We start from the raw sequence: 26,335 nt of genomic DNA, 5'->3' as shown, positions 1-26,335 counted from the left end.
ATTAAAGAAATAGATCAACTAAACCTTGTAATTCGGTCATAGAGCCTTGTGAGGTAGCATGGAAAAACCATTCATTACCTGACTTCTTTACCTTGGCAAATACCACAGAGTTTTCAACAAAGTGTGAGGCATCAAGGTCGTAACGTGTAATTTCCTTTTTGCTGTCTACATCTATAATCCTGATATAAGCATCTTTCAACAAACCAAAGTTGTGCCCACGGTTAACTGCATCATGAATAGATACACAAACGGCTAATTCTGTAGCATTAGGTGTTATACTTTCGAGGTTTGCCAGGATTATCTCGTCATCATCTTCTGCCGAACCGGTACGGTTATCTCCCATGTGTTCAACAGCTTTATCCGGCGACTTCAGGTTGTTATAGAAGACAAAATACTCTTCAGCTAATAGCCGGCCGTTAGCACCCAGAATAAAAACAGAAGCATCTAAGTCCACATTTCTACCTGTTTGTTCCCATCCTAATCCTATCATCACCTTGTTAAGCTTGGTCATTTCTTTGGTCAGGTTAATAGAACCACCCTTTTTTAAATTAATCGACATTGTTTTTTATAGTTTATTGTTTAAAAAAATCATTTAATAATTTATCTATATCTGGTTTAGGATTACTTGCAGCGGGCAATTGACTATCCTGTTGATTCATCTCATTCAATTTTTTCTGAATCGCCTCCATTCGCTCTTCCTTCTGCTTTTCTGACTCAATTGCTAACTGGTTCTTCAACTTTTCCAAATCATTTTGCACAAGCATATCATTCTCCATTTCCCGAAATTCTCTGTTCAAGCCGGTCGTAATAGAGTTCAAAGTGGTAAGGCTTTCTGCTTCGGCAGCTAATTGATTAATTTTATCCTCATACTTGCTCATATTAGCGAGTGCTGTCGAATTCAATCCTCCCAACGACTCCGAAATTTGCCTCTGAGCTTTGGCGCTTTCAGCTTTAGCGGCATAGATGCGTTGTTTGGTTTTGGCTTCTTCCAGTTTAAGCTTAAATTCATCTAATTGCTCATTCAACTGCTGTACCATGTGGCGCGAGTTTTCAGCCAAAGCGCCATACTCTGTTTCTTTTTTTTCAGCCAAAGCCTTTTGTGAAAGCGCTTTTTTAGCCATGTCTTCATTACCACTCTGCAAGGCAATAGCAGCTTTCTGATACCACGAAATACCTTCCAGTTTGAACTGCTCATGGTCTTTTTCCAACCTTAATTGGTTAGCCATGGCAACTGCTAAAGCTTTAGTTACTTTGGTAATTGCTTCTTCCAATTCTACCACTGCCAACTTCATCATTTGCACCGGGTCTTCTATATGATCGAGGGTATCGTTGGCTTTGGCTTTACTGATATTTAGTATTCGTTTAAGTAGGTTTGTCCACATATTTTTGTTTTTGTTTACGGGGACAAAGCAAGAGAATAGGTTGGCAACCCTCAAGATACTTTTGATGATAGGATAGAAATCAGGACGGTGACGTTTGAAAATTTGATGAGATTTTGGAGCGTGGAGAAAGGGGAATGGAAAAAGGAGAAAGAAATTTTTATTTTATTGTTCGGTGATTTTGCCATAATGTACATAATGGAAGCACTATGTTACACTATATACTAATTCGAGCAAATTGTGATACAAAGTGTACCTTAGTGTATATTGTGGCTATTCAATTATAGAGAAATTTTAGAAAAACAGAGGAAAAAAAAAGACCACCCAATGGGCGGCCTTTTTCGAATCCAAACTTATATCCTAATGTATCTATTTTACTCGTCTTTGTCTACAACACCATCCTGGTCACCGGGTTTGGTATCCATTAAGGCATCGGAGTTAGTTGCCACTGCGGCTTTGATTTTGTCTTCTAATTCTGAAAGCAATTCAGGATTATCTTTTAACATATCTCTCACACCATCACGTCCTTGTCCTAATTTGCTGCCATTATAAGAGAACCATGAACCTGCTTTCTTCACAATTTCAAGGTCTACCGCCAGGTCAAGTACTTCACCTGATTTAGACACGCCTTGTCCGTAAAGAATATCAAATTCTACTACTTTAAACGGAGGAGCAACTTTATTTTTAACTACTTTTACACGGGTACGGTTACCCAATACATCGTCACCATCTTTGATGGCACCAATACGGCGGATATCAATTCTGACAGAAGCATAGAATTTCAATGCATTACCACCAGTAGTGGTTTCAGGGCTTCCGAACATTACACCAATTTTATCACGTAGTTGGTTGATAAAAATACAGCAACAACCTGTTTTGTTAATGGTACCCGTTAGTTTACGCATGGCTTGAGACATCATACGTGCCTGAAGACCCATTTTGCTATCACCCATATCGCCTTCTAACTCTGCCTTAGGTACAAGCGCAGCTACTGAGTCAATGACACAGATATCAACTGCACCTGAACTAATAAGATGTTCAGCGATTTCGAGTGCCTGCTCACCATAATCAGGTTGCGAGATAAGCAAGTTTTTGGTATCGATACCTAGTTTCTGGGCATAAACACGGTCGAAAGCATGCTCTGCATCGATAAAGGCTGCTATTCCGCCACCTTTTTGTGCTTCTGCAATGGCTTGCATTGCCAGGGTTGTTTTACCTGAAGATTCAGGCCCATATATTTCAATAATACGCCCTTTCGGAAAACCACCTACACCCAACGCAAGGTCAAGTCCAAGTGAGCCAGTAGAAATAGAAGGAATTTCTAAAACTTTTGTATCGCTCAATCTCATTACGGTACCCTTACCAAAAGTTTTGTCCAATTTCTCCATGGTTGTTTGGAGAATCTTCAATTTGTCGCTGGTTACGTCTTTTTCTGCTGCCATTTTTTATATTTATGTGATTTATTTGTTACTTATTTAAGATTGAGTGATTATTTAACGTTTGCCGTCGAAATAAAATTTTCGTGTATTAACCGCTGAAAATTTGCTAATAGATTTGATACAACTAATACATTCTCTATTTTTTTCTCAGTTTCCTGTTGACTTGCCATTTTCAGTAAGTCGAAACAATCTAAACGTTTTTTCTTAGTTCGAGTTGTGTTCAGAACATCTTTAACACTTTTACTCCTGTACTTTGTTTTAATTACAGCCATTTTTTTAGAATTATTTTTCCAATAAGCCTTTTAAATTGGTTAGCCCTGTAGAAAAATCCTTTCCAATTGCTTCGTTCATATCCATGAAGGCTAGCATCAGGTTGGTCGGATAATTCATTCTTCCTACGAAACCCCATTTTACTTTTGTATGGGTTGAGTCCACGCTTTCAGTTGTCATATAAGCATCACTTGTTGATTCGAAAGGTTCAATAAAATGCAATTTGTAATCTACTCTTTCACCCTCAACAATATTCTTTATTTCCTGTTCGCCTTTTCCTACATTGCCATTTTCACTATCCCAGGCTGATACAAAACCTGCGGTGCCATCAGTACCCTTGAATTCTTTTTTCATGTTGGGATCCATTTGTGCCCATACACTAAAATTGTTTTGATTTTTCAACATCTTAATGTAATCGAACACAACTGCTTTCGGCTGGCTGATTACCACTTCTTTTTCAACAGCGTAATCTTTTTTGATGAACAATGCCGCTGTTAAACAGATAACTACAATACCAAGAATAACAAATAGGATAGTTTTTAGAATTTTCATTTTTTTAAAAATTTAAGGTTAATCGCGCGGCGACCGCACTTATATTAATTGACAATAGCTGTTTTAAAAATCTACGCTTTATCAAACACCTCAACCTGATTACTCTATCACTTTTCCTATTTCTCTATCATTATATATTTCTACCTTTTAATAATTTTAAAATGAGCCAAAGTACCTAATTTCATTCTTTTTTCTTTACTTTCCTATCTGAAAGGAAAATGCTTAATTTTGGTATTTGGTAGTGTTTAGGTTTTTATAAAAAAAATGCAATTGAATTTTTGAAATTTTTATTCCTTTATTTTGTCTTTGAAATAACAATCTGTTTTAAATATTTGTATCACCCCACGACCTTTAAGACTATACAAAGGTATAAAAAATTAGAATACTATGCAGCAAAAAAATGATGAACGGTTTTTTTTAATGATGAACGGATTTTATAATTGGAAAATTTTTTGTATGGCATGTTTGATTGGAATTTTCTCAAAAACGCAAGCGCAGACCAATACAAGTTCACTGGAAAATACCTATTCTTATAACAAGTCTAAACTTGGAAAAGTTCAATTTAAATTCTCCTCTTTAGGCTATGCTCGAAACAACGAATATTTTAATAATATAGCCGATGGATACACGCTTTTTGGGTATTATGTCAACCCCAAAGTAAGTTATCAACCGCATGAAAAAGTATCTCTCGAATTAGGTGGTTTTGCCAGAAAAGAGTTCGGTACCAGTGGTTTTATGGAGATTCAGCCCACTTTTACTCTTCAGGTAAAGCATAATGACTGGCGGTTTTTATTCGGGAATATTGAGGGAAATATTAATCACCGGATGATTGAACCAATGATGAGTTTTGAGCGATTGATACGGGCACCTTTGGAGCATGGAGCACAGATAAAATATCAAAAAACTACAACCCTGAAAAACAGCGATATCAGTGATGAAACCTATTTTGATGCGTGGGTTGATTGGCAGCGGAGCACTGGTCCTGGACAAACACATCAGGAGATTTTCTGGAATGGACTTTCATTTTATAGCCCTGCTTTGCTCATAAAAGGGTTTAAGATTAAGGCATTGGTACAGGGTAGTATATACCACATAGGAGGACAAAATATTCAGACTTTACAACCTGTCCGGACACTTATTAATACTGCTTTGGGTATAAGAGTGCAAAAGGATTTTCTGAATAATCAGAGCCTTGTGGCAGATAATTATTATGCAAGCTATTTTGAATCGCCATTGAAAGGAAGTGGCTACTATATAAATGGTTATTGGCAACATCCTAAATTTCAGGTTGGCGTAAGTTATTGGTTCGGGCATTTCTTTTATGCGCCTATGGGTAATGATTTGTATCAGACATATTCCCTTAAATTTAATAGTAACGGCTACTACGAGCCGTATAGAAGTATATTAATGCTAAGATTAGTAAAAGACTGGAAAATAATTGATGGGCTGAATATTTCATTAAGAGTAGAGCCTCATTACGATGTGCAGAACGGTAAGTTTGAACATTCAGAGGGGTTATATGTGAAATACCAGTTACATTAAAATTATTATTGTTCGAATAAATAATGTGCTGACTTAAGTCGGCACAGATAATGAATTCATCCTTTGTTATTTTAGCCAGCGACAGCGTACCGTTTTATTCGGTGAAACTCCTAAGACTATCAACCTATCTATATTTGACATAATAGTTTTATTAGGCACGGCACAGGGGCTTATTTGTGCTGTGCTACTCTTATTGCATAGACCTGTCCGGACTAATAAGACTATCTTGGCCTTTATTCTTCTGACGTTTATTGTCTTAAGTTTCAAAATATTGCTTCATACTTTAGGACTATGGCAGAAACCGCAGTGGCGTTACTTGCCTTTAGCCTTTGATTTGTTGATTCAACCGCTTTTTTATTTGTACACACTCTCTCTTACTCAAACAAATTATAGGGTTAAAGAAAAGGATTGGTTACACTTTTGGCCTATGCTTTTGTTTTTATGCCATGCCATCTGGGTTTATACACTAAGCTTACAAACCAATGATATTATGCTGAAAGATCAATTAGCTGAGGGTTTATACTACAATAGAATTAAGAAGTTTGAAGATATTCTTTCGGTATTATCAGGTATTATCTACTGGGTATTAAGTTTCAGCCGGATACAGGCCTATAAACATTGGCTGAATACCAATATCTCTAATGCTTCTTACCCTACTTATAGCTGGCTACGTAATGTATTGATAGCCATGGGTGTTTTGGTAACCTTTTTAATGATTAATATTCCACTTGAAATCTTTTTCAATTTCGGGGCAAGGCATTTTATTCAATGGCAATTTTTTTATTTTTATCTGGCGGTGCTGGTCTATTATTTAGGCTTTACAGGTTATCAGCAAAAAGATTTTGAAGTAGCGTTTCAAACAGAAAAACGTTCTGCAATGACATTGAATACTGAACAGATTTCGACGGTCAAAGAGAAATTGCTGAAAGCAATTAATGAGGATAAAGTATTTTTGGATGCCGAGCTGAATTTGAATGCACTAGCCAGACAAATAGGAGTTGGGGAGGGAGTGCTTTCTGCAATAATCAACGAAGAGTTTTATCAGAACTTCCGAAACTTTATTAATGAAAAAAGGGTAGAGGAGGTGAAGCGAAAATTATTGAGTCAGGAGTATAAACATCTTTCTATTTTAGGTATTGCTTTAGAGTCTGGCTTTAATTCAGAGGCAAGTTTCTATCGGGTCTTTAAAGGTATCACCGGACAATCTCCTAAAGATTTTCTGCAAAAAAATAACTCTCAAAACCCTTTTTGAGAGGATTGATAGTAATTTGACGGCTTTTCTTTGCTGAAAAAACAAAAATCAATCATGAAAAAGCAAAGAAAATTTATTATCCTTATTGCTCTCCTGGCAATCTCAACTTTCATTGTCTCTTGTTCTCCAAAATTCTGGAATCGAGCTAATAAGACCTATCAGCCCCTGCCAGTTATTACCAACCCTAAGAATCCTGATAGCATCAGGGAAGCTTATCAATTCCTGAAAGAGAAGACCGAATATGATGCTTTTATTGCAATTAAAAATGATAGCATTTTGGCTTCATGGAGTGATATTCATCTGCCCATCATGACACATTCGGCCCGTAAAAGTATCATGAGCGTATTATATGGTATAGCCATTGATAAAGGCTTGATACGACTGAATCAGACTCTGGCAGAATTAAAAATTGATGATAATAAAGCACCGTTGACAGCCGTTGAAAAGACTTGTACTATCAGAGATTTGCTGATGTCTCGATCCGGCATTTATATTGAAGCCGCAGGTGAAACAAAAGAGATGAAAGCATCTCGTCCGCAACGTGGTATGCACAAGCCCGGTGAGTTTTTCTATTATAATAACTGGGGTTTTAATGTGTTGGGTACTATCTTCGAGCAGCAAACTCAACTGAGCATTGGTCAAGCCATTGAGGAATGGTTGGCAAAGCCTTTGGGCATGAAGAAATTTAAGGCTAATTATGTAATCTATAAACAACCGGATTATTCAGAGCATAAGCAATATATTATTTTTATGACCGCCGAAGATATGGCGCGTATTGGTATGTTGATGCTGAATGAAGGAAAATGGAAAGGTAAAACCATTGTTTCTGCTAAATGGGTGGCAGAAAGTACCTATCCATATTCAGAAGATAAAAACAATGAGCCTTTCGACCATTATGCCTATTTATGGTTGAATGATACCGACGAAGGCACTTTCTGGGCATCCGGTTGGGGAGGACAATTTATGATTGTTGATCGTAAAAACCAGTTAGTAGTCGTATCAAGAAATGATACCGGACGAGCACTTCTACAACAGGGCTTATTTATGTGGAAAGGAAAACAGGCATCCCGTCAACACCATCAGGATTTGCATCATCTGATGATTGAATCATGTTTATGAAATGCAAACAGCAGGTAGTTGTTAATTCTACCTGCTGTTTTAATGATTATTTATTTGTTTCAGTTTTTCGTTTCGGGTAAACTGGAATCCCGTCTTTCAAAACCATTTGTACATCAAATAAGGCAGTGCCAAAATCTTTCTCCAGGTCGCCATTAAAAAATACTATATCGGCCTTCATCCCTTTTTTGATAGTACCTATACTATCTGATGCTCCTAATGCTTTAGCAGCATTGTAAGTGGCATATTGTAATACTTCATTAACCGGAATACCGGCCTCGTGGTAAGATAATATTACTCCTACAGCACCTTTACCGCGTGGTAAACCCTTTATATCATTATAAAAATCAGAACCTGATAGTATTGTCACGCCTTTACCAACGGCTCTTCTCAGTCGGTCATGAACTCCATCCAGAAAGCCTTTGGCATAGTCCTCGGCTTCTTTGCCTCTCATGCCTATGCCCTCTACCAGAATCTTTGCCTGTTCTTTGGTGACATCAGTAGGCACCAGATAAGTGCCGCGTTGAGCCATTAAAATAAGCGTGTTGTCCGATAAATCATATCCATGTTCAATACCATTAACACCAGCCAGAACTGCTGCTCTTGCTGATTTATCTGTAGTAGCATGAGCAGTTACAGGTATATTATTTTCATGAGCCGTTTTTACAATAGCTGAGATTTCATCGAGGGTCAACATTCTGTTATCTGTGTTCATGCATACTTTAATCACATCTACCCCATGCTTAATATGCTCTAAAACAGCTAATCGGGCATCATCAGCCCCTTTAATAACTCTGTATTCCTGATTGATAACAAAACTATCAGCAGGTGCCATTTTGCCAAATTGTCCACCCGGAGGGCTCAGAATAGGGCCGGAGACATACATAGTTGGGCCAAGGGCTTTGCCTTTGGCCAATTCTTTTTTCAGTGCAACATCCAGATACTGGCCAGAATTACCTATATCCCGAACAGTGGTCAGACCTACTTCCAGATTTTCTTTAGCAAAAGCCAATCCTTGTTTGATACGTTCACTAGCAGGAACTTTAGAAGCAATTATCATCCCGTCATCGCTTTGTTTCTGATGTATCAGCAGATGCGTGTGCATATCAATCAAGCCTGGGGTGGCAGTGCATTGGCTTAAATCAATAAATTTAACTCCTGCGGCCTTTTTGATGTTTGGACCAATCTCTTTTATAATGCCATTTTCAATGAAGATTTTTTGGTTATTAAGGAAGATCTTTTGTTGAGAATCATATAGTTTACCCACTTGAATGAGTAATCGATTGGGTGATTGGGCTTGGGTAATAGTAGAATAGAAGAAAAGTAGTGCGCTTAACAATAGTCGCATAGGATATTGGTTTTGGGTGGAAATAGGATTATTTATGAAAATATGTTTCCAGATACTCAAAATTAATAGACTTTATTCTATAAAAAAACGTTCTTTCAGATTCTGAAAGAACGTTTTCGGATTTATAAGAGAATGAGTCCTAATCTATTATTTCTTGAATATCGGTTCGATAGGGGTGCCTATACAACCACTTGGTTCCTGTATTTTAAGTAGAACCGCTAACGTAGCAGCAATATCGGCAATGTAGGTTTGTTTTGTTGTTTCACCAACCGGGATATTCTGACCATACCAAAAAAGTAGTGAGTGGCGGTCATATTGCCTGTTGTACCTTTTTTGCTCCCGCTGTGGAATCAACCCGATTCTGGCAATACCATGAAATTACCTAATTTAACCAACCTCTAATTCAATTTGGGCATTTTTGAGAAATCAATTAATGCCAGAATTTCGTCCAATGTCTCTTTGCTTTTGGGGAGTTCTACATCCACACCGATAATAAATCTATTATCCACCCAAAAATTACATATTCCCCAGGTACCTATATTTGATTGCTGATAAAGAAAAAGTCCTTTATGGGGACCAACTTTAACCGCTTTTCTTATTTCGGTAGAACCTTCAAAAGGTAGAGACTTAGTATGAATCATAATATCATCGTCAAATAAGGCAAATTCATTGTTAAAATCAGTAACTGACACCAAAAAACGATGATCCTTGTATTTGAAATGCTGTCCAACCCTATTATAAATCGTATTTTTAAGTATCACAGGGCTTCCATCATTTATGCAGTTTTTTAAACTCTTTGGTAAATACTCAAAAAGTTTTTCATGAGCCAATCGGATTGTATCGCCTTTTGAGGCTCTTTTTTCAAACCCCTTTTTTGCATCAGCTCTTATTCCTGCACCGTATTCAAAAAGGTCTTTTGTATCAGTGAAAACAATTTCTTTATTAGAAGGAGTGCTTTCGCAAGCATACAGCAATAAGCTGATAATTACAAGAAGATATTTTATGCTTTTGAGAATTTTATAATTTGACCCATTAACAGCATTCCTGCTTATCATAATAGCTTTTGTTTACAGAGTTTACTGCAAATTAAAGAGGAAAAGTTTATTTACAGGAAAGAATTTCCTGTAAATAAAAAAACGTTCTTTCATTGCCTGAAAGAACGTTTTAATGCGAAATATATCTAATCTATTATTTCTTGAATATCGGTTCAATAGGTGTACCTATACAACCACTTGGTTCCTGTATTTTGAGTAGAACCGCCAAAGTAGCAGCAATATCGGCAATGTAGGTTTGCTTGGTTGTTTCACCAACCGGGATATTCCAACCATACCATAAAAGTGGTACGTGGCGGTCATATTGCCACATAGTGCCGTGGGTAGTGCCTTTTTTACTCCCTCCATGGAACCAACCCGGCTCTAGTAATACCATAAAATCACCACTACGTTTTGGGTTATACACATTCTCAACCAAAGTTTTGTAGAATGGAGGAATGACAGTATTAGCCATATCATGGAAATTAACTACCTGATAAACCGGAGAACCCATTGATAGCAGTTCATCTTGTACCAGTTTAAATACTTCGTTCATTTCCACCTTGTTTTTCTTCATCAATTCGCGGTTCATTGTAATCTGGTAATTATCTGTTGATAATATCCATTTACCTGCACCGTATTTCTCAACCAACTGGCCATTCAAGTAATTTACTTCTTTAGCACCCATCCAGACACCACCAGGTAGTTTGTTTTTATTTAAAAATGCAGGAATATCGGCGGCAGCATGGTCCGCAGTTAAGAAAACTGTATAATTACCTTTTCCTAAACTGGTATCTAAATAGTTAAGAATCTCTTCAATATCACGGTCAAGACGTAGATAAGTATCTTCTACCTCAATAGAGCGTGTTCCGGTTGCGTGGCCAACGTAATCAGGAGATGAGAAACTTACGCATAAGAAATCTGTAAAAGCACCTTGTCCCATTTTCTCGTTTTTCAAAGCTGCCAAAGCTATTTCTTTGGTCATATTATTACCAAAAGGAGAGGTAAGAATAGCGTTATTGTTAGCAATAGAATGCGGGAATATCGGCAATTTTTCGCCAGACATTACATTCTCGTATTCCTGGTTATCTTCGTCGCTCTCAGTATATTGAGCAATCGGCAGAAGCGTTTCCCACTTTTGTGATTTATAATAATCTGGTAATTTCTTTGCATTGAAATCTTTCATCCACTGAGGTAAGTCAGTCATATAATAAGTACTCGAAATCCAGTTGCCTGACTTTCCATCAAACCAATAAGCCGCGTTGGCTGAATGCCCTGCCGGTAAAATGCCTCCACGGTCTTTAGCTGCGATACCAATTACTTTAGATTTAAATTGCGTAGCTAATCTCAGTTGGTCGGTAATAGTAGTGGTTTTCATATTTACAGGTGAGCGTTTACCTTCTGTCCCTGCTGCATCTGTTCCTACGGCTACTACAGTCGTATCTTCGGCTACATATACTGTTCTGCCAAGAAAACGATCATACCAATCGTTACCAATAATTCCGTTCACTGCCGGAACTGAACCTGTATAAACAGCTGCGTGACCAGGGCCTGTAATGGTACTGGCATAGTGATAATGGTTATTGCGGCAGTTAAAACCCTGATTCATCAATCTCTTAAAACCACCTTCGCTGTATTTACTATAATAACGATAGAGATAATCGTAACGCATCTGGTCGACCATGATTCCTAAAACCAGTTTAGGTTTTGTTGGAGCAGTGGCCTTTTGCGTTTTTTGCGCAAAAATCGGCAGGCTGAGTAAGAGTAGTAGGTATGTGAAACGTTTCATTGTAAATAATTGATTATTTATAAAATTGTATTGGTGTTACGGGTTGAAACAGACTTCAAAATTAGAAATCTTCTGCAAGCAAAATCAAACAATCCATGCTAATTTTGTGTTAAGAAGACAAGATAGACGATTTCATAGATTTAAACCTCATATCCTAATATTAAAATGTTCTTAATTAAAGCTTTGATTGTTTTAGGTACTTTCTGTTTTATGGAGTTTATGGCCTGGTTTGCTCATAAATACATCATGCATGGTTTCGGTTGGAACTGGCATAAAGACCACCATCAACACCACAAAGGTTTTTTTGAGAAAAATGATTATTATGCTGTGGTATTCAGTATAGTAGCCGCGTCAAGTATTATTTATGGTAATATCAATTCTGATTTCTGGTATCTGACCTGGATAGGTGCCGGAGTTACCTGCTACGGAGTAGCTTATTTTGTTTTTCATGATATTATCGTGCATCGCAGAGTAAAAATAAAGTTTGTGGCCAAAAGTAAATACATGAAACGAATCATGAATGCCCATTATATCCATCACAGAGTACATACAAAAGATGGCGCAGAGGCTTTTGGTTTCTTATATGCGCCTGAAAAGTATGAACCTAAAAAACGAGAGTAATATCTCTATTTTAGGTTCTCCCAACAGATTTCTGCCAAATCTCCGATAATCTGTTCTGCCTGGCTAAGGTCTTTAAATCCTTCTACAAAAATAGAAATTATAAAAGGTTGCTTGGTATAAACAATGGCGGCATCGCCACGTACATAACTTAATTCTCCGGTTTTATGGGCAATGGCTAAATCTTCAGGCAAATTTCTCGGAATCGTGGTTTTATCTCTGCAATTTTTCAATATGACAATCATCTCATCACACAACGCCGGAGTTGCTACCTTTTTATTATAAATCTTCCGTAATAAATCATTGATCTCTAGAGCATTTACCCAGTTCTGCCGCCCTTGTTTTACTGCTAAAGTATCTAGCATAATACGGTTAAGTTTTGTTTTTGTACTACCTAAGCGCATTAAATTTTGATTGACATCCTCCATGCCTACTTCTTTAATCAGAATATTAGTGGCAGTATTATCGCTCGAATGTATCATTTCCTGCGCTAATTCACGAATTGTTAACTGAGTGCCAGCAGGTTTATCGGCGATGATACTGGAATCTCCTGCTTTATCAGAAGCCTGTAAAATATGAATAGCATTTAAGTTAATCTTCTTTGCTTTCACTTGCTCCATCAATTCCATCAAAATCGGAACTTTGATAACACTGGCCGCCGGAACAGTTACATCAGGTCGCAAGGTAAAGTATTTATCCCCTGAAACACTTTCTACCGACATGCTTACCTTAATTGAAAAGGGAAGTCTGGATAAATAATCGTTGATTCTGTTAATATCTACCTTGCGTGCGGATGAATTTTGACCAAAAGAGAGTGTAGAATAGATAGTGAGCAAAAGAGGAAATAAATATATTTTCATTTTATTCTGAAAATTTAGAATATATTATTTATTTAATATAAATCGATAAGATTGGATAATGGAAATTTACTGAACGTATAGAACATATACTCCGAATTGATTTTTTTGTAAGAATTGCACGTACTGTATCAATTGTATAAATAGAATAAATGTTCAGTTCTGAATATTCTATTTATTTAGTCCGTTCAATAGTAAATTGAATCAGATCATGTAAAGATTGGCGGAAAATGGAGTCGGGGAAAGTAAACAGAATCTCTTTAGCTTCGTCGACGTAGCGTTTCATTACTTCGGTGGTGTAGTGAATACCACCAGAGCTTTTTACAAAGGTAATCACTTCCTCAACCTTTTTAGGGTTTTCGGAATGATTTTTTATCAAATTAATAATATTTCTTTTTTCAGACCATGTAGCATGATTTAAGGCATAAATGAGTGGCAAGGTCATTTTTTTCTCCTTAATATCAATACCGGTTGGTTTACCTATTTCTGCATCGCCATAATCAAACAAATCATCTTTTATCTGAAAAGCCATACCGATTTTTTCACCTAAAAGTTTGCATTTAGCAATAGTGGCTTCATCGGCGCTTACTGAAGCTGCGCCTGCTGCACAGCAAGAAGCAATCAAGGACGCAGTTTTCTGGCGGATTACCTCATAGTATAAGTCTTCAGTTATATCAAGCCTCCGGGCTTTTTCCATCTGTAGAAGCTCACCCTCACTCATTTCTTTCACTGCTGTCGACATGATTTCAAGCAGGTGAAACTCTTTATTATTCACACTTAGTAATAATCCACGAGAGAGAAGATAATCTCCTACTAATACGGCTATTTTATTTTTCCAGAGGGCATTGATTGAGAAGAAACCTCGGCGATAATTAGAATCATCCACCACATCGTCATGTACTAAAGTAGCTGTGTGCAGGAGTTCTATCATAGCAGCCCCGCGGTGCGTTGATTCGCTGATAGTGCCTATTGTACCAGCCATCAGAAAAACAAACATCGGTCGTACTTGTTTCCCTTTGCGGTGTACGATGTAGTTCATAATCTGGTCTAGAAGCATGACGTCAGTTTTCATAGACTGACGGAATTTCTTCTCAAAAACCTTCAATTCCTGCTCAATAGGAGCCTGTATTTGCTTTATATTTAAAGACATGAAGACGTGAGTAAGTCAGTACCTTACTCTATTGGTACAATGTTACGACCGAAAACTGATTTTTAATGCAGAATTAAGCAAATTGTATAAAGTTTAGTGTTTTTATGCAAAAAAAACTAATAATTATCTTAAATCTTCAATTCCCAACATTAATAAATAAACTATTCAAGCCGATGTTCAAATTTGGTTCAAATATAAAACGCATTAGACTGATAGCCAAATTTAATTTTGGATGTTATATTTGAAATATTTACGAATTATTCACTAATTCGCTTATTCAATTTTAACCATTATACATGAAGGCATTAGTATTGGGCGGTGGCTCATTGAAGGGAGCATGGCAAGTAGGCGCAATTCAGGCAGTTTTAGAAACAGGATTCAGACCCGAAATGATTTACGGTATTTCTGCAGGTGCATTGAATGCCAGTTTTATGGTCAATGAAGCAGGCGCGCAATACATCGAGAAAGGAGAAATTAACTGGGATGTGGTCAATAAAAAACTATTAAGATTCTGGCTTGAAAATATTACTAAACCTTCTGATATAGGTATTCTGAAATCAAGATTTTCTTTAGGTATTGATACCATTATGAGTCGTTTCGATGGCTTGATTGATACCAATCCGCTACACGATAAGTTAAGAAAATATATTAATTCTAATACACTTCGCCGTAGCCCTATTTACCTGAAAGTAGGAGCTGTAAATATTAATACCGGCGAAATGAAGTATGTTGACCCGCTGGAGCAATATTTTCTGGATTATCTTCGGGCAAGTAGCTCTTTACCCTTTATTATGCCTGCCATACAAATTGGCGGCGACCATCGGGAGGCTTATATGGACGGAGGATTGAGAGAGGTAGTACCTGTGAAAAAAGCCATTGAAGATGGTGCTACCGAGATATATTGTATTGCTACACACCCGAAACATCGTCCGATGGAGCATTTTAATTATAGAAGTTTTTTGAGTCTGATTGAGCGTGTAAAAGATATTACCGTAAATCAGTTTGAAAATAGTGATATTGACTGGGCAGAAAACTATGCAGAAAATTATATGAGTATAGGCTCATTTAAATTAGCCAGAAAAGTCAACCTGACTATTATACGCCCTGATGAGCCTATCCACTTAGAATTGACAGACTTTAGTTCAAAAGATATCAGAGAAGTTATTAAGCAGGGTTATGAACATGCTTATAAGAAATTGTTTGAAAGAGTTTAGGAGGTATCACTTATAAACAATAATAGCCGAAAATAGATATTTTCGGCTATTATTGTTTATATAAATCTACATTAAGACTGCACCGCTTCAGAAAAAGCTATTTCACTCACAACCTTATCTTTACGTAAATCAAACCATACAAAGTAGGCTGTTACTAATGTCGAAAGAATAAAATAAGCAGCAATAGCTGCGGTAGCCCAAGACAATTTCTCATTGATATCAAACCAGCTACCCATCTGATAGATAATCACTAAGCCTACGATATTCTTGAGTGTTTCATACAACAAAGCATAAGGATTTCTGTCCATTAGTTCAGTATAGCTGAATACAATCAGGAAGATAAAACCACCATAGATAAATATATTCGGGCTGCCGATGCTAGCCAGATTGGCAAAGAAATAGCTGACCAAAGCAAAAGTAAAAAGGAATTGTATCCATATCCAAATCTGCATCAATAAGGATGATTTTGGTGCATATTTTTCGAAATGATAAGGGTCTTCTATTTTATGTACCGGATATTTATCAAGCACGTCGGCAGGTCTCCAACCCGTTGGCATAAACCAGATGCGTAGTTTATCTCTCCAACTATCAGTTCTGTAAGCATCCTGTATCAAGAGCCATAGATGCTGAAAATTAATCTTGATAGGATTCCATGTACTAACCGGACGAGTAATGCCATATACAGGTGGCACATTCGGTAATTCTGCCTGAAAAGTACCAAAGAGCTTATCCCAGATGATGAATATCTGAGAGTGATTCTTGTCTAAATACTCAGAATTAATGGCGTGGTGTACCCGGTGGTGAGCAGGGGTAACAATGATTTTTTCCAGAAAACCCATGTTGCGGATGTACACTGTGTGGTACCAGAATTGGGCAAATAAATGCAAAGGTGCCACAGTAGCGATCACTTTGCCATCTACTCCCAATAGCGCTGCGGGCAGCAAGAAAACCGTAAAGAGATTGACAAAGGTTGAGATACTCTGCCTTAAGGCGCAGGCCAGATTAAACTCTTCGCTGCTATGATGAATGGCATGTTTATTCCAGAAAAAGTTAATCTGATGGCTCAGGCGATGTACCCAGTACCCTGAAAAATCTAAGGCAATAAAAGCTATTATATATACCCAAATGGTGGATTCTACTTTATAGATGGCCCAATGTTTCACCATATAATCGTAAGTAAGCAAGGAGATGCTTAAACCTAATACATCTTTGATGATATTGGTATAACCCGAGGTCATGCTCGAAAGCATATCCATCGTTTTGAATGATTCTTTTCTTGTGAACCAGCCGTAGATTTTTTCTAACAATACTAAACCCAGAAATATAGGCATAGCAATGTTAAGGATTTTGCCGTAGGTTTCCATTATAGTATGCTTGCATAATATTTATGATGCAAGTTAGTAATATTCTAAGAAATTGTAAAGTTTTTTAGTGAAACGAATTGTTGTCAAATTTTAGTGTTAGATTAGTTGCTTAATACTATTGGGCTAAAAAACCTGTTATACCTTATACAAACAACTACGGCTATGATTCTTACATTTATTCTTGTGCTAATCTCGTTGTTAATCATTTGCATACATTTTTCTGCTAAGCATTTGGCAGAAGTTAAGAAAAACTATTATTGGATATTTGTCGTGATTAATTTTCTGATTTTTATTTCCGGGATAATAGGAATTTATTATTTAAGTCGTTATGTATGGCATGATGAAAAAGGAATAGGGGCTATCTTGGGAGTTTTAGTTTTTATGTTTTTACAGATGGTGTTGGTTCTTCTTATATCCTTAATTGCAAACCCTTTAATAAAATGGTGGAGACGTAGAGAGGCAGGTGTTTAGTTTAGAAATTACATAATTCAAAAATTTATTTTAAAGCTCTATTAAGGAAATATCATTATGCCTAGTATCTCATTCAATCGCGCAACCAAAGGTTTAATTTTTCTGACAGCCTTATGTAGTATATTCATTATTGGCCGTATTTTACTAAAAGGCAATATAAAATATAGTTTTTTGTCGTGGAATCTTTTTTTGGCATGGATTCCCCTTATTCTGGCTCAGATAAGTTATCATGCTGTGAAGCAGAATTATCGGCTATTAGCCTATTTAATGCTTTTCTTATGGCTATTGTTTTTCCCGAATGCCCCTTATATTATTACAGATTTATTGCATTTGAAAGGCTATTCTCAGAATATCCTATGGTTCGATAGTCTATTGGTTTTTACTTTTGCTGTCACAGGATTATTGATTGGCTTGAGTTCATTAAGCATTGTACATCAAAGCCTTGAACTCATGCTTGGTAAAGTACAGGCATGGAGTGCGGTTATAAGTAGTGTGATTCTATTAGGTTTTGGTATTTATTTAGGCAGATACTGCCGATTAAATAGCTGGGATTTATTTAATGAACCTCTCTGGTTTGCAAGAAGAGTACTCCATCAATTTAAGAATCCGATGGCATTTAAACTGACAAGTACTTATGGTTTTGTTATCTTGGGTTTTTATCTGGCTTATCGCAATTTTGGTCCTACTCAAAATACAGAAACGAAACAAATACAGTTGAAATAAGTGTTTTACTTATTTCGTACTACCGTATATATCTTCCGTTGCTCATTGGTCATGATAAAATCTGTATTGCTTGTATAATTAAGCGCTTCCATTTGAGCACGACCTATTTTAATGCACGACTTTGGTTTTGAGAAATTAATCTCATTATTAGCAATTTCGAAAATGTAAATCTTCCCATAAGAGAGCAAAGCAAACTCCTTTCCATCGGGGCTTATATCGGCAGCCGTTATGGGGCTTTTTAAAAAGACACTGTCTTTCGGGCTTATAGCATAATCTCCGGCTTTATCCGGCATTACGTATAGCTTGGTGTGATGCGTATTAGACCAGTCTTTCGAGAAAAGGTAAAGATTACCTTTAAACCAGAAAAATGCTTCACAGTCGAAGACGCGTTTTTGAGCCGGAAACTCCGTCTGGTCGGCATAGTGGAAAGTAATTTTTTCAGTTTTGCTGTTTTTATGTTTGTAGATGCTCAAGTCCTGGCGTGCTTGACTATTATTACCAAAATCACCGATATAGATATTCCCCTGGTCGTCTTTGGTTAGCTCTTCCCAATCAATATTCTGCGAGTCATTGACAAATAAGGTATCGAAAATATAACCTCTTTTGTCAATCATATATAGTTCAGTATTCCCACCTCCGTCATTATGTGTCCAGTAATAATTTTCCTGCCAGGCAGGAGTAAGGCCGGAATTTTCGTTGATACATACAGGCATACGGCCTGTTTTTGTGATAGTATACTGGGTTTTGGCAGCCTGAAAACCACTTTTATTTATTTCGGAATGACAATTGCACAGCGCAACTTTCATCGAAAACAGCAGCATATAAATTTTATAAAGAAACATGTAATTGTAATAGTATGATCAAATCGTTTTCTAAAAGTTTGAATTTAGTCAACAAGTTAGTTAATTTTGGATTGTTTGAAAACAGGTACCCATAAATAGTCTCTAATTATTTTCTAACCTATTGTTATGCTACCACGCCAACAGCCATTTTATACGCGTCTTGCTTATATTCTGATTTCCCTGGTAATTGTTATTTATGGCATGTATATCTTGCGGGATTTGCTTATTCCATTGACTTTTTCGGGAATAATTGCTTTGTTGCTGGTACCTGTCTCACAGTTCTTAGAAAAATATGGTTGCCCGAGGTGGTTAGCTATTACAGTAGCTATTTTGCTGACTTTAGGCTTTATGACATTGTTCTTCTACATTATTTATACCCAGATAATGGATTTGGAAGAAGTATTACCACAACTGTCAGAAAAAGCTGAAAAATGGTATCGCGATTTTCAATTTATGATTCGGGATAATTTCCATATCAGCCGTACCAAACAGCGTATAGAAGGACAGAAATATCTTACTGAATTTTTAAAGAATAACAGCGACTTAATTACTAATACACTTTCGACCACAACCGGGCTATTAGGCAATCTTACCTTAATCCCTCTTTATGTCTTTTTACTATTACTTTACCGTGATTTTATACGTGTATTTTTCTATAAGGCTTTGAAACCTGTGAGCAATCATCGGGTAGATGTTGTTTTGAAAAAAGTAAAAGATGTAGTAGTGAATTATGTAGTAGGATTGATAATAGTAATCGGCATTATCGGTATTCTTAACACTTTGGGTCTGCTTATTTTAGGTATTGAACATGCCTTTTTCTTCGGTTTTTTTGCAGCTATTCTGGTGCTTATTCCCTACATAGGCGTAGCTATCGGCTCGCTATTGCCCATAATATTTGCCTTGATTACTAAAGACTCAGCATGGTACGCATTAGGGGTTGCTGCTTTGTTTGGTGGGGTACAGTTCTTAGAAGGTAACTTTATTACACCTTATGTGGTAGGTTCTAAGGTAAGTATCAACTCAATGGCGGCTATTATTGCCTTGATTATTTTTGGTAATCTATGGGGACTTTCGGGCTTGGTACTTGCCTTACCAATTACGGCTATTATTAAAGTAATTTTTGATTCGATTGAGGGACTAAGGCCTTATGGCTTTTTGATTGGTGACGCCGACCATGTAGATGTCAGGAAACGCAGAGGATAGATAAAACAAAAATGAGCTTCCTTTTATAGAACCTATAAAAGGAAGCATTAATGATGTCTTAGTTGTAATTAAGGTTAATAACTGTAGAGTTTATATCATAGTTCTACCCCTTTTGTTAATTTTCTCTGCAAAGGCAAATCTGCTCTTTTTACAAAGGTAATCGGTACAAAGGCTTCGGTAGGAGAGCCGATATAATACAGGGTCCAGTCCTGATCATACCTCGACAACATATTCCTGATACACTCTGCACGGTCAACCGTTGGGAACTCGCATTCATCCCAATAGAAAAGCTCAACACGGTAGTGGAGCTGTTGTTTTAAACCATTAATGGTAACTTCGATTTCGATGTCCTGCTTACCCGGAAGCGACGGAATCGGGATTGCTATATGTGCCATGCTTCGTTGGTTTATGGAGCATAGGGCAGAGGGGTAAGGGCATATGGCAAGAGGATATTTGTCCCCATGACCTACGCTCCATACCCCATGCGATTTACTCCGTTTTAAGAGATTTTATAGGATTCATTAATGCTGCTTTGATTGATTGATAGCTCACAGTTAATAAAGCAATCAAACAGGCTAATATTCCTGCTACAAGGAAAAACCACCACTGAATTTCGATGCGATAAGCATATTTCTGCAACCAGTTCTTCATCAGATACCAGGCTAACGGGAATGCAATTATGGCCGAAATCAATACCAGTTTCAAAAAGTCTTTTGATAGCATGGCTGTAATACTTACTACACTTGCACCCAATACTTTTCTTACACCAATCTCTTTGGTACGTTGCTCGGCTGTGAACATAGCCAATCCAAACAAACCTAAACAGGAGATAAATATGGCTAAGAAAGCAAAGTAATTGGCTAGTTTACTCACTACGTTTTCGCCTTTATATTGGGCTGCAAACTCCTGATCTGTGAATTTATACGAAAATGGGAAACGAGGATTAAACTTCTTAAAAGCCTTTTCCATACTCGCAATAGCTTCTTTGGTTTGTCCGGCTTGTGTTCTTACAATCACTTGTCCCCAATAATTTTTCCCTCTCTGCATATTAAGAATCAACGGAGGAATACTTTCGTGTAAAGAGTTGATATGGAAACTTTTTACCAAACCAACTATTGTTCCTTTTCTGCCCCACATAAACATTTCCTTGCCTACCGGGTCTTTCATGCCCATTTTTTTCGCAGCTTCTTCGTTAATGATGTAGTTAGAAGTATCAGTGCTGAAAGCAGTAGAGAAATCTCTGCCATCTTTTAGTTTGATACCCATCGTTGTCAGATAGTCATAAGAAACAGGATTCTGCGAGAATAAAATTATCTTGGTTGTATCTTTTCCTGCCCAGTTAACCCCTTGTGTTGAGCTTCCCACTTCTAACGGGTCAGCCTGTGAGCAGGTTACCGATTTAATACCTGGCATATTGGTCAACTCTTGTTTGAACGAAATGAAATTAGTTGACAGATCGCCTTCTAATGGCATATATAACATGTTTTCACGGTCAAAACCCAGGTTTTTGCTCTGAATGTATTCTATCTGGCGATATACTACCAACATTCCTACAATGAGCATAATAGAAAGCGCAAACTGAAAAACTACCAGGCCTTTACGGAAGAAAGTGGCGCTTGGTTTGAATTTCAAGGCTCCTTTCAAAACTACTACAGGTCTTAAAGAAGACATGAACAACGCTGGATAAGAACCTGCTACTATACCTGTCACAATCGTCAAACCTAATAGAATTAACAAAAACAGAGGGTCTGTGAAATCAAGATTCAGGTGCTTCTCTGTAAGCGTATTGAATGCTGGCAACATCAGAAAAACAATAAAAACCGCAAAAACCAAACTTAAGAAAGCGATGATCAGCGATTCGCCTAAGAATTGCGCAATCAACGAATAGCGTACTGCCCCTACAACTTTTCTCACCCCAACTTCTTTTGCACGTTTAATGGAACGTGCTGTTGCCAGATTCATGAAATTGATACAGGCAATTACAAGAATAAAAATGGCAATAATGGTAAACATTTTTACGTAATCGATTCTACCACCATCCTGGATTCCGGCTTTGTAGTTTGAGTACAAATACACATCCTCGTAAGGCTGTAAAAACAACTCTACATTGCTATCTTTATTTTTGGTTTTGATATAACCTTTTACTTTAGCCTGTACTTTATCAAGCGACGCATTTTTGTTCAACATCACATAGCATCTTGGCCCGTTGTTGCCCCATTCTTTCGACCATTCATTGGTTTTCTGCCAACGCTCAAAGCTCATCAGAAAATCAAATTTAAGCGACGATTGTTCTGTAATTTCTTTTAATACACCTGTTACCATCACATCATCTTTGTTATCTACTCTGATGATTTTTCCCAGTGGGTCCTGGTTAGGGAAGTATTTATCGGCCAGTTTTTTAGAAATGACAACTCCGTCAGGGCGCTTAAGGGCAGTGCGGGCATCGCCTTTTTCTAACTCAAACGTAAACATGTTCAGGAAATCGCCGTTTACGTATCTTCCTTTTTCTTTCTCAAACTTATCGCCAACCGTAAACAGTGGGTATTCTTCCCAAAGCATCTGGCTTGCCATTTCAATTTCAGGAATATCCTTTGTAATATGCTGTGAAAGAATCCCCGGTGTAGAAGCATAAGTAACGGTTTCACCAGCATAAAACTGATTTTCCATTACTCTGTACAATTGTTTGCCGTTTTTATGGAATTTATCTTTCTGGATTTCGTCCTGCAGCCAGAGCATAATCAAAAGGCTGCAAGCCATCCCCAAAGCCAAACCCATAATGTTTAAAAGGCTGAATGTTTTGTTTTTCCACAAATTCCGCCAGGCAATTTTTAAGTAGTTACTTATCATAATTTTGTATTGAGAATAGGTCTATGTTTATATATTTGCAAAGCCTATGCCAAAAAAGTAAATGATTGATTATTAGTTGTTTATGTGTATTGTAAGGGTCTTAAATGTCCATAAACGGACATTCTTTGTTCAAATATGGACAAGTGTTTTAAGATGTCTTTATAAGTAATACACTTAAGCGAATACCTAAATAGTAGCTTAGTTTGTGGTTTGCGAATAGAAATTTGATAGAGTATACTGTTCAATGATATTTAAGTGTTCTATCTTTGTATAGATAAAATCTATAAATCTTGAATTTACAACAATTGGAATATATAGTAGCGGTAGATAAACACCGCCACTTCCTGAAAGCCGCTGATGCCTGCTTTATTACACAAGCAACCTTGAGCATGATGATTAAGAAGCTGGAGGAAGAATTAGAAGTAATCATTTTCGATAGAAGTAAACAACCTGTAGTGCCCACAGACATTGGTAGGAAAATTATAGCCCAGGCACAAGTAATCTTAAGAGAAACAGGACACTTGAAAGAATTGGCTAAGATTATCAAAAACGAAGTACAGGGACAACTCCGTATAGGCATTATACCTACACTGGCACCTTATCTTTTGCCTTTATTCCTTTACGATTTACTCAGAAAATACCCACAGGTAAAAATCCGTATCAGTGAGTTGAATACCAATCAGATTATTGAGCAATTAAGTAATGATTTGATTGATGTGGGCATTCTGGCAACACCTATAGCGGCAGAGGGCATGAAAGAATATCCTTTGTTTTATGAAAAATTAGTGGCCTTTGTATCGGGTAATGAAGAGACACTGAACAAGCAGTATATTCTGCCGGAAGATATTGATGTGAATCGCCTATGGTTATTGGAAGAAGGGCATTGTTTGCGCTCCCAAATGATGAATTTATGCGAATTACGAAATAAAAATACCGATTTAGGTAATCTGGAATACGAAGCCGGAAGTATAGAGTCTCTGCTAAAAATAGTTGAGATCAATAAAGGCATTACGGTTATTCCTGAACTAGCGATGAATACTTTTGACGAAAAACGGAAAAGTCAGATACGGGAATTTATGGCGCCTGTACCCGTTCGTGAAATCAGTCTGGTTACCTATAGGCATTTTATCAAAACCAAATTGCTTGAAGTACTGAAACAGGAGATAACAGAGGCTGTAGCGAAATTTATACCTGAAAAACCCGCCGAGCAGTTTGTGGTTGAGATATAGGGAAAAATTTAGTGATTGAGTGTTTGAGAGATTTAGTGATTAATTCTGAATAGGAATTAGCTTATAAATCAATAAATGGCCTGTTTAATACTTTTAAGTACATTACTAAAGTACTCACTCAATCACTAACTCACTCATTCACTCAATTATTATCTACTCCATAAACTCCCATGCACTCTGATAAGTATTTAATTGTTCGGCGTAAGCGATGAAATCGGCATAAAAAGGAAACGAGGCCAGAGTTGCGCTATCACCAATAATCACCAGTTTCTTTTTGGCGCGGGTCATGGCTACATTCATACGTCGGATATCAGAAAGAAATCCGATATTTCCCTCACTATTGCTTCTGGTCATGCTGATGTAGACAATATCCCGCTCTTGTCCCTGGAAACTATCTATTGTATTTACAGAAATCTTAATAAAATAATCCTGCAAATCAGGTGATTGCACTAATTGCGACTGGAGCAGATTAATTTGCTGTTTGTACGGCGAAATAATAGCAATAGTCGGAAAATTTTCAGGCTTATAGTGCTTCTTCAATTGTTCTGCCAATATACTCAAGTGCTTAAATAAGAATATGGCTTCTTCAGGATTGGTTGTACTGGTTCCATCCAATTTTTCATCAAAACTACAACCGGCTGTATCAACAAAAGCAATTGGTGTATCTTCATCGAACAATAAATGATTGGCTACGGCCTTATTGGCTTTCAGACGATTTTCATAAAATACCTTAGAGGAGAAACCCATAATCTGCTCATTCATCCGGTATTGTTCTTCTAACAGAACCACTGCTTCCGGGTGGAGTGTTACCAGTTTTTCGAGTAGGGTAGTAGCAAGCCCCTGTTTGGCTACTTCATTTGATTTGATGGTAGGAGGTAGTTGGCAATGGTCACCTGCCAATACTACTTTCTCTGCTTTCAGGATGGGTATCCAACAGGCAGGCTCTAAGGCTTGTCCGGCTTCATCAATAATCACCGTCTGGAATTTGAGATTTCTGATAGTGTAGTTATTGGAACCAACCAACGTAGCAGTTATTACCTGCGCTTTGGCAACTATATCATCAATGATATATTGCTCCGAGTTACCCACCTCTTTCATAATCTTATGGGCTTCATCAAAGAGTAATTTGCGTTGGTCGCGCTCAGATTTGCCAAAGTTGCGCTTATACTTATGCGCCATGTTTTTGTATTCCTGAGCCTGTTTTTTGAGCCTTTTAGCCTCTTTCATCATGGGGTGCTCAGTCATCTTACTATCCAAAGTCAATGACATCAATCGCTCAGTTACCTTGGCCGGATTCCCCACTCTTACTACATTTAATCCTTCTAAATGAAGTTTCTCACTCAATAAATCAACGGCGGTATTGCTTGGCGCAACTACTAATACCTGCTTATGTTCTTTATGAATCAAGGCCTTAATGGCTTGCACTAATGTAGTGGTTTTACCAGTACCCGGGGGGCCATGCACAATAGCTAATTCATTAGCTTGTAATATTTTCTCAACTGCCTCTGACTGTGATTCATTTAAGTTCTTAGCGAAGAACTGAGGTTTTTCGGTATGAAAAGTTGGTGCTTTTTCACCGATTAATATATCTACTAGTTTCCCTTCATTCCTTTCGGCTATAGCAGATGCCTGTTTCAAAGCATCCTGCATTTCGTCATAACTATTATCATCGAAAAGAACGTCTATACCTAATTTCCCATCCCGACTCCATTCCGGTAATTCATCAGTTCGTAGAGTTATTTTCAGGCGATTATTGTTCTGAAAGGAGATAGTACCTTCAACCCGGTCGTTCTTTGCATCATGATTACTGAAAAGCACAGCAGGCATTCCTGTTCTTAATTGATGAGCAATATCCTGATGGGTAGTTCGCTCCACTTCTACAGTCAGGTAGTCACCCCTGCTCATTTCCATTCCCCTGATAGCAATCGGATACCAGCTTAATCCATTAGCTCTTCGTTCGGCAACAGAGCTTTGTTCGGTGAGTTTTATATATTGATTATGGTCTTCTTCGCGCTCAATTCTGAGCAAATCCAATAGTTTCCTGAAGTAATTCATGTCACAAAGGTACGCATTAAAAACTTGCTTTGTGAAGAAAGGAG

General features: G+C 37.3%; 23 protein-coding genes. 9 read left to right on the top strand and 14 right to left on the bottom strand.

All coding sequences use genetic code 11. From position 1 onward, the window contains the following. Position 1: 1 nt before the first annotated feature. From D0T08_RS11050 to D0T08_RS11030, 4 genes are all read right to left on the bottom strand, one after another. On the bottom strand, positions 2-559 hold the full coding sequence (locus tag D0T08_RS11050) for a TerD family protein (RefSeq protein ID WP_116982695.1): 558 nt from the start codon (positions 557-559) through the stop codon (positions 2-4). Between the two features lie 13 nt (positions 560-572). After that, on the bottom strand, positions 573-1,382 hold the full coding sequence (locus D0T08_RS11045; RefSeq protein WP_116982694.1) for a PspA/IM30 family protein: 810 nt from the start codon (positions 1,380-1,382) through the stop codon (positions 573-575). 371 nt (positions 1,383-1,753) lie between these two features. Next, the gene (gene recA, locus D0T08_RS11040) at positions 1,754-2,821 is read right to left on the bottom strand and encodes a recombinase RecA (protein WP_116982693.1); all 1,068 of its coding nucleotides are present in this window, start codon (positions 2,819-2,821) and stop codon (positions 1,754-1,756) included. A 279-nt stretch (positions 2,822-3,100) separates the two neighbouring features. Then, the gene (locus D0T08_RS11030) at positions 3,101-3,640 is read right to left on the bottom strand and encodes an SRPBCC family protein (protein ID WP_116982691.1); all 540 of its coding nucleotides are present in this window, start codon (positions 3,638-3,640) and stop codon (positions 3,101-3,103) included. A gap of 456 nt (positions 3,641-4,096) precedes the next feature. Between D0T08_RS11030 and D0T08_RS11025 the strand changes: the two genes are divergently transcribed. The 3 genes from D0T08_RS11025 (at position 4,097) to D0T08_RS11015 (ending at position 7,553) form a co-directional block, all read left to right on the top strand. Continuing rightward, complete coding sequence (locus tag D0T08_RS11025) at positions 4,097-5,182, top strand: hypothetical protein (protein ID WP_147322761.1); 1,086 nt, start codon at positions 4,097-4,099, stop codon at positions 5,180-5,182. Positions 5,183-5,609: 427 nt separating this feature from the next. Beyond that, the gene (locus D0T08_RS11020; RefSeq protein ID WP_147322760.1) at positions 5,610-6,434 is read left to right on the top strand and encodes an AraC family transcriptional regulator; all 825 of its coding nucleotides are present in this window, start codon (positions 5,610-5,612) and stop codon (positions 6,432-6,434) included. Between the two features lie 54 nt (positions 6,435-6,488). After that, complete coding sequence (locus D0T08_RS11015) at positions 6,489-7,553, top strand: serine hydrolase (protein WP_116982688.1); 1,065 nt, start codon at positions 6,489-6,491, stop codon at positions 7,551-7,553. A gap of 46 nt (positions 7,554-7,599) precedes the next feature. Here the strand turns inward: D0T08_RS11015 and D0T08_RS11010 are convergent, their stop codons facing one another. The 3 genes from D0T08_RS11010 to pafA form a co-directional block, all read right to left on the bottom strand. Next, positions 7,600-8,898 carry an amidohydrolase family protein gene (locus D0T08_RS11010; RefSeq protein ID WP_116982687.1) on the bottom strand — a complete coding sequence of 433 codons (1,299 nt, stop codon included), beginning with the start codon at positions 8,896-8,898 and terminating at the stop codon, positions 7,600-7,602. A 398-nt stretch (positions 8,899-9,296) separates the two neighbouring features. Further along, positions 9,297-9,953: a hypothetical protein gene (locus D0T08_RS11005; RefSeq protein ID WP_116982686.1), complete on the bottom strand. Its 657-nt coding sequence runs from the start codon at positions 9,951-9,953 to the stop codon at positions 9,297-9,299. 133 nt (positions 9,954-10,086) lie between these two features. Continuing rightward, positions 10,087-11,718, bottom strand: coding sequence for an alkaline phosphatase PafA (gene pafA / locus D0T08_RS11000; RefSeq protein ID WP_116982685.1), 1,632 nt, complete (start codon positions 11,716-11,718; stop codon positions 10,087-10,089). A 165-nt stretch (positions 11,719-11,883) separates the two neighbouring features. On the opposite strand from pafA, the gene D0T08_RS10995 reads away from it, so the two are divergent. Further along, positions 11,884-12,339, top strand: a complete 456-nt coding sequence (locus D0T08_RS10995) for a sterol desaturase family protein (RefSeq protein ID WP_116982684.1) — start codon at positions 11,884-11,886, stop codon at positions 12,337-12,339. A 5-nt stretch (positions 12,340-12,344) separates the two neighbouring features. On the opposite strand, the gene D0T08_RS10990 is transcribed toward D0T08_RS10995, so the two are convergent. Further along, positions 12,345-13,196 carry a serine hydrolase gene (locus D0T08_RS10990; protein ID WP_116982683.1) on the bottom strand — a complete coding sequence of 284 codons (852 nt, stop codon included), beginning with the start codon at positions 13,194-13,196 and terminating at the stop codon, positions 12,345-12,347. Between the two features lie 172 nt (positions 13,197-13,368). Next, positions 13,369-14,343, bottom strand: a complete 975-nt coding sequence (locus D0T08_RS10985; protein WP_116982682.1) for a polyprenyl synthetase family protein — start codon at positions 14,341-14,343, stop codon at positions 13,369-13,371. 296 nt (positions 14,344-14,639) lie between these two features. Between D0T08_RS10985 and D0T08_RS10980 the strand changes: the two genes are divergently transcribed. Continuing rightward, the gene (locus tag D0T08_RS10980) at positions 14,640-15,557 is read left to right on the top strand and encodes a patatin-like phospholipase family protein (RefSeq protein ID WP_116982681.1); all 918 of its coding nucleotides are present in this window, start codon (positions 14,640-14,642) and stop codon (positions 15,555-15,557) included. Between the two features lie 71 nt (positions 15,558-15,628). Here the strand turns inward: D0T08_RS10980 and D0T08_RS10975 are convergent, their stop codons facing one another. Next, positions 15,629-16,888 (bottom strand): sterol desaturase family protein, encoded by a 1,260-nt coding sequence (locus D0T08_RS10975; protein WP_229238942.1) that lies wholly within the window; start codon positions 16,886-16,888, stop codon positions 15,629-15,631. A gap of 195 nt (positions 16,889-17,083) precedes the next feature. On the opposite strand from D0T08_RS10975, the gene D0T08_RS10970 reads away from it, so the two are divergent. Next, on the top strand, positions 17,084-17,392 hold the full coding sequence (locus tag D0T08_RS10970; RefSeq protein ID WP_147322759.1) for a hypothetical protein: 309 nt from the start codon (positions 17,084-17,086) through the stop codon (positions 17,390-17,392). Positions 17,393-17,449: 57 nt separating this feature from the next. Next, entirely contained in the window at positions 17,450-18,115 is a 666-nt protein-coding gene (locus D0T08_RS10965) for a DUF1361 domain-containing protein (RefSeq protein WP_116982678.1), read from the top strand. A 5-nt stretch (positions 18,116-18,120) separates the two neighbouring features. Here D0T08_RS10965 and D0T08_RS10960 read toward each other — a convergent pair whose 3' ends face one another. Then, positions 18,121-18,957: a hypothetical protein gene (locus D0T08_RS10960; protein WP_116982677.1), complete on the bottom strand. Its 837-nt coding sequence runs from the start codon at positions 18,955-18,957 to the stop codon at positions 18,121-18,123. Between the two features lie 126 nt (positions 18,958-19,083). On the opposite strand from D0T08_RS10960, the gene D0T08_RS10955 reads away from it, so the two are divergent. Further along, positions 19,084-20,160 carry an AI-2E family transporter gene (locus D0T08_RS10955; RefSeq protein WP_116982676.1) on the top strand — a complete coding sequence of 359 codons (1,077 nt, stop codon included), beginning with the start codon at positions 19,084-19,086 and terminating at the stop codon, positions 20,158-20,160. Positions 20,161-20,255: 95 nt separating this feature from the next. Here the strand turns inward: D0T08_RS10955 and D0T08_RS10950 are convergent, their stop codons facing one another. Both D0T08_RS10950 and D0T08_RS10945 read right to left on the bottom strand, forming a co-directional pair. Beyond that, positions 20,256-20,555, bottom strand: a complete 300-nt coding sequence (locus D0T08_RS10950; protein WP_116982675.1) for a hypothetical protein — start codon at positions 20,553-20,555, stop codon at positions 20,256-20,258. A gap of 94 nt (positions 20,556-20,649) precedes the next feature. Then, the gene (locus D0T08_RS10945; protein WP_116982674.1) at positions 20,650-23,007 is read right to left on the bottom strand and encodes an ABC transporter permease; all 2,358 of its coding nucleotides are present in this window, start codon (positions 23,005-23,007) and stop codon (positions 20,650-20,652) included. Between the two features lie 290 nt (positions 23,008-23,297). Here D0T08_RS10945 and D0T08_RS10940 point away from each other — a divergent pair, with 290 nt between their 5' ends. After that, on the top strand, positions 23,298-24,236 hold the full coding sequence (locus D0T08_RS10940; RefSeq protein WP_116982673.1) for a LysR substrate-binding domain-containing protein: 939 nt from the start codon (positions 23,298-23,300) through the stop codon (positions 24,234-24,236). Between the two features lie 153 nt (positions 24,237-24,389). Here D0T08_RS10940 and D0T08_RS10935 read toward each other — a convergent pair whose 3' ends face one another. After that, the gene (locus D0T08_RS10935; protein ID WP_116982672.1) at positions 24,390-26,291 is read right to left on the bottom strand and encodes an AAA domain-containing protein; all 1,902 of its coding nucleotides are present in this window, start codon (positions 26,289-26,291) and stop codon (positions 24,390-24,392) included. Between the last annotated feature and the right edge of the window lie 44 nt (positions 26,292-26,335).

This window comes from Emticicia sp. C21 (genome assembly GCF_003418935.1).
Lineage (GTDB): Bacteria > Bacteroidota > Bacteroidia > Cytophagales > Spirosomataceae > Emticicia.
This window is presented reverse-complemented; position numbering and strand designations above follow the sequence as displayed.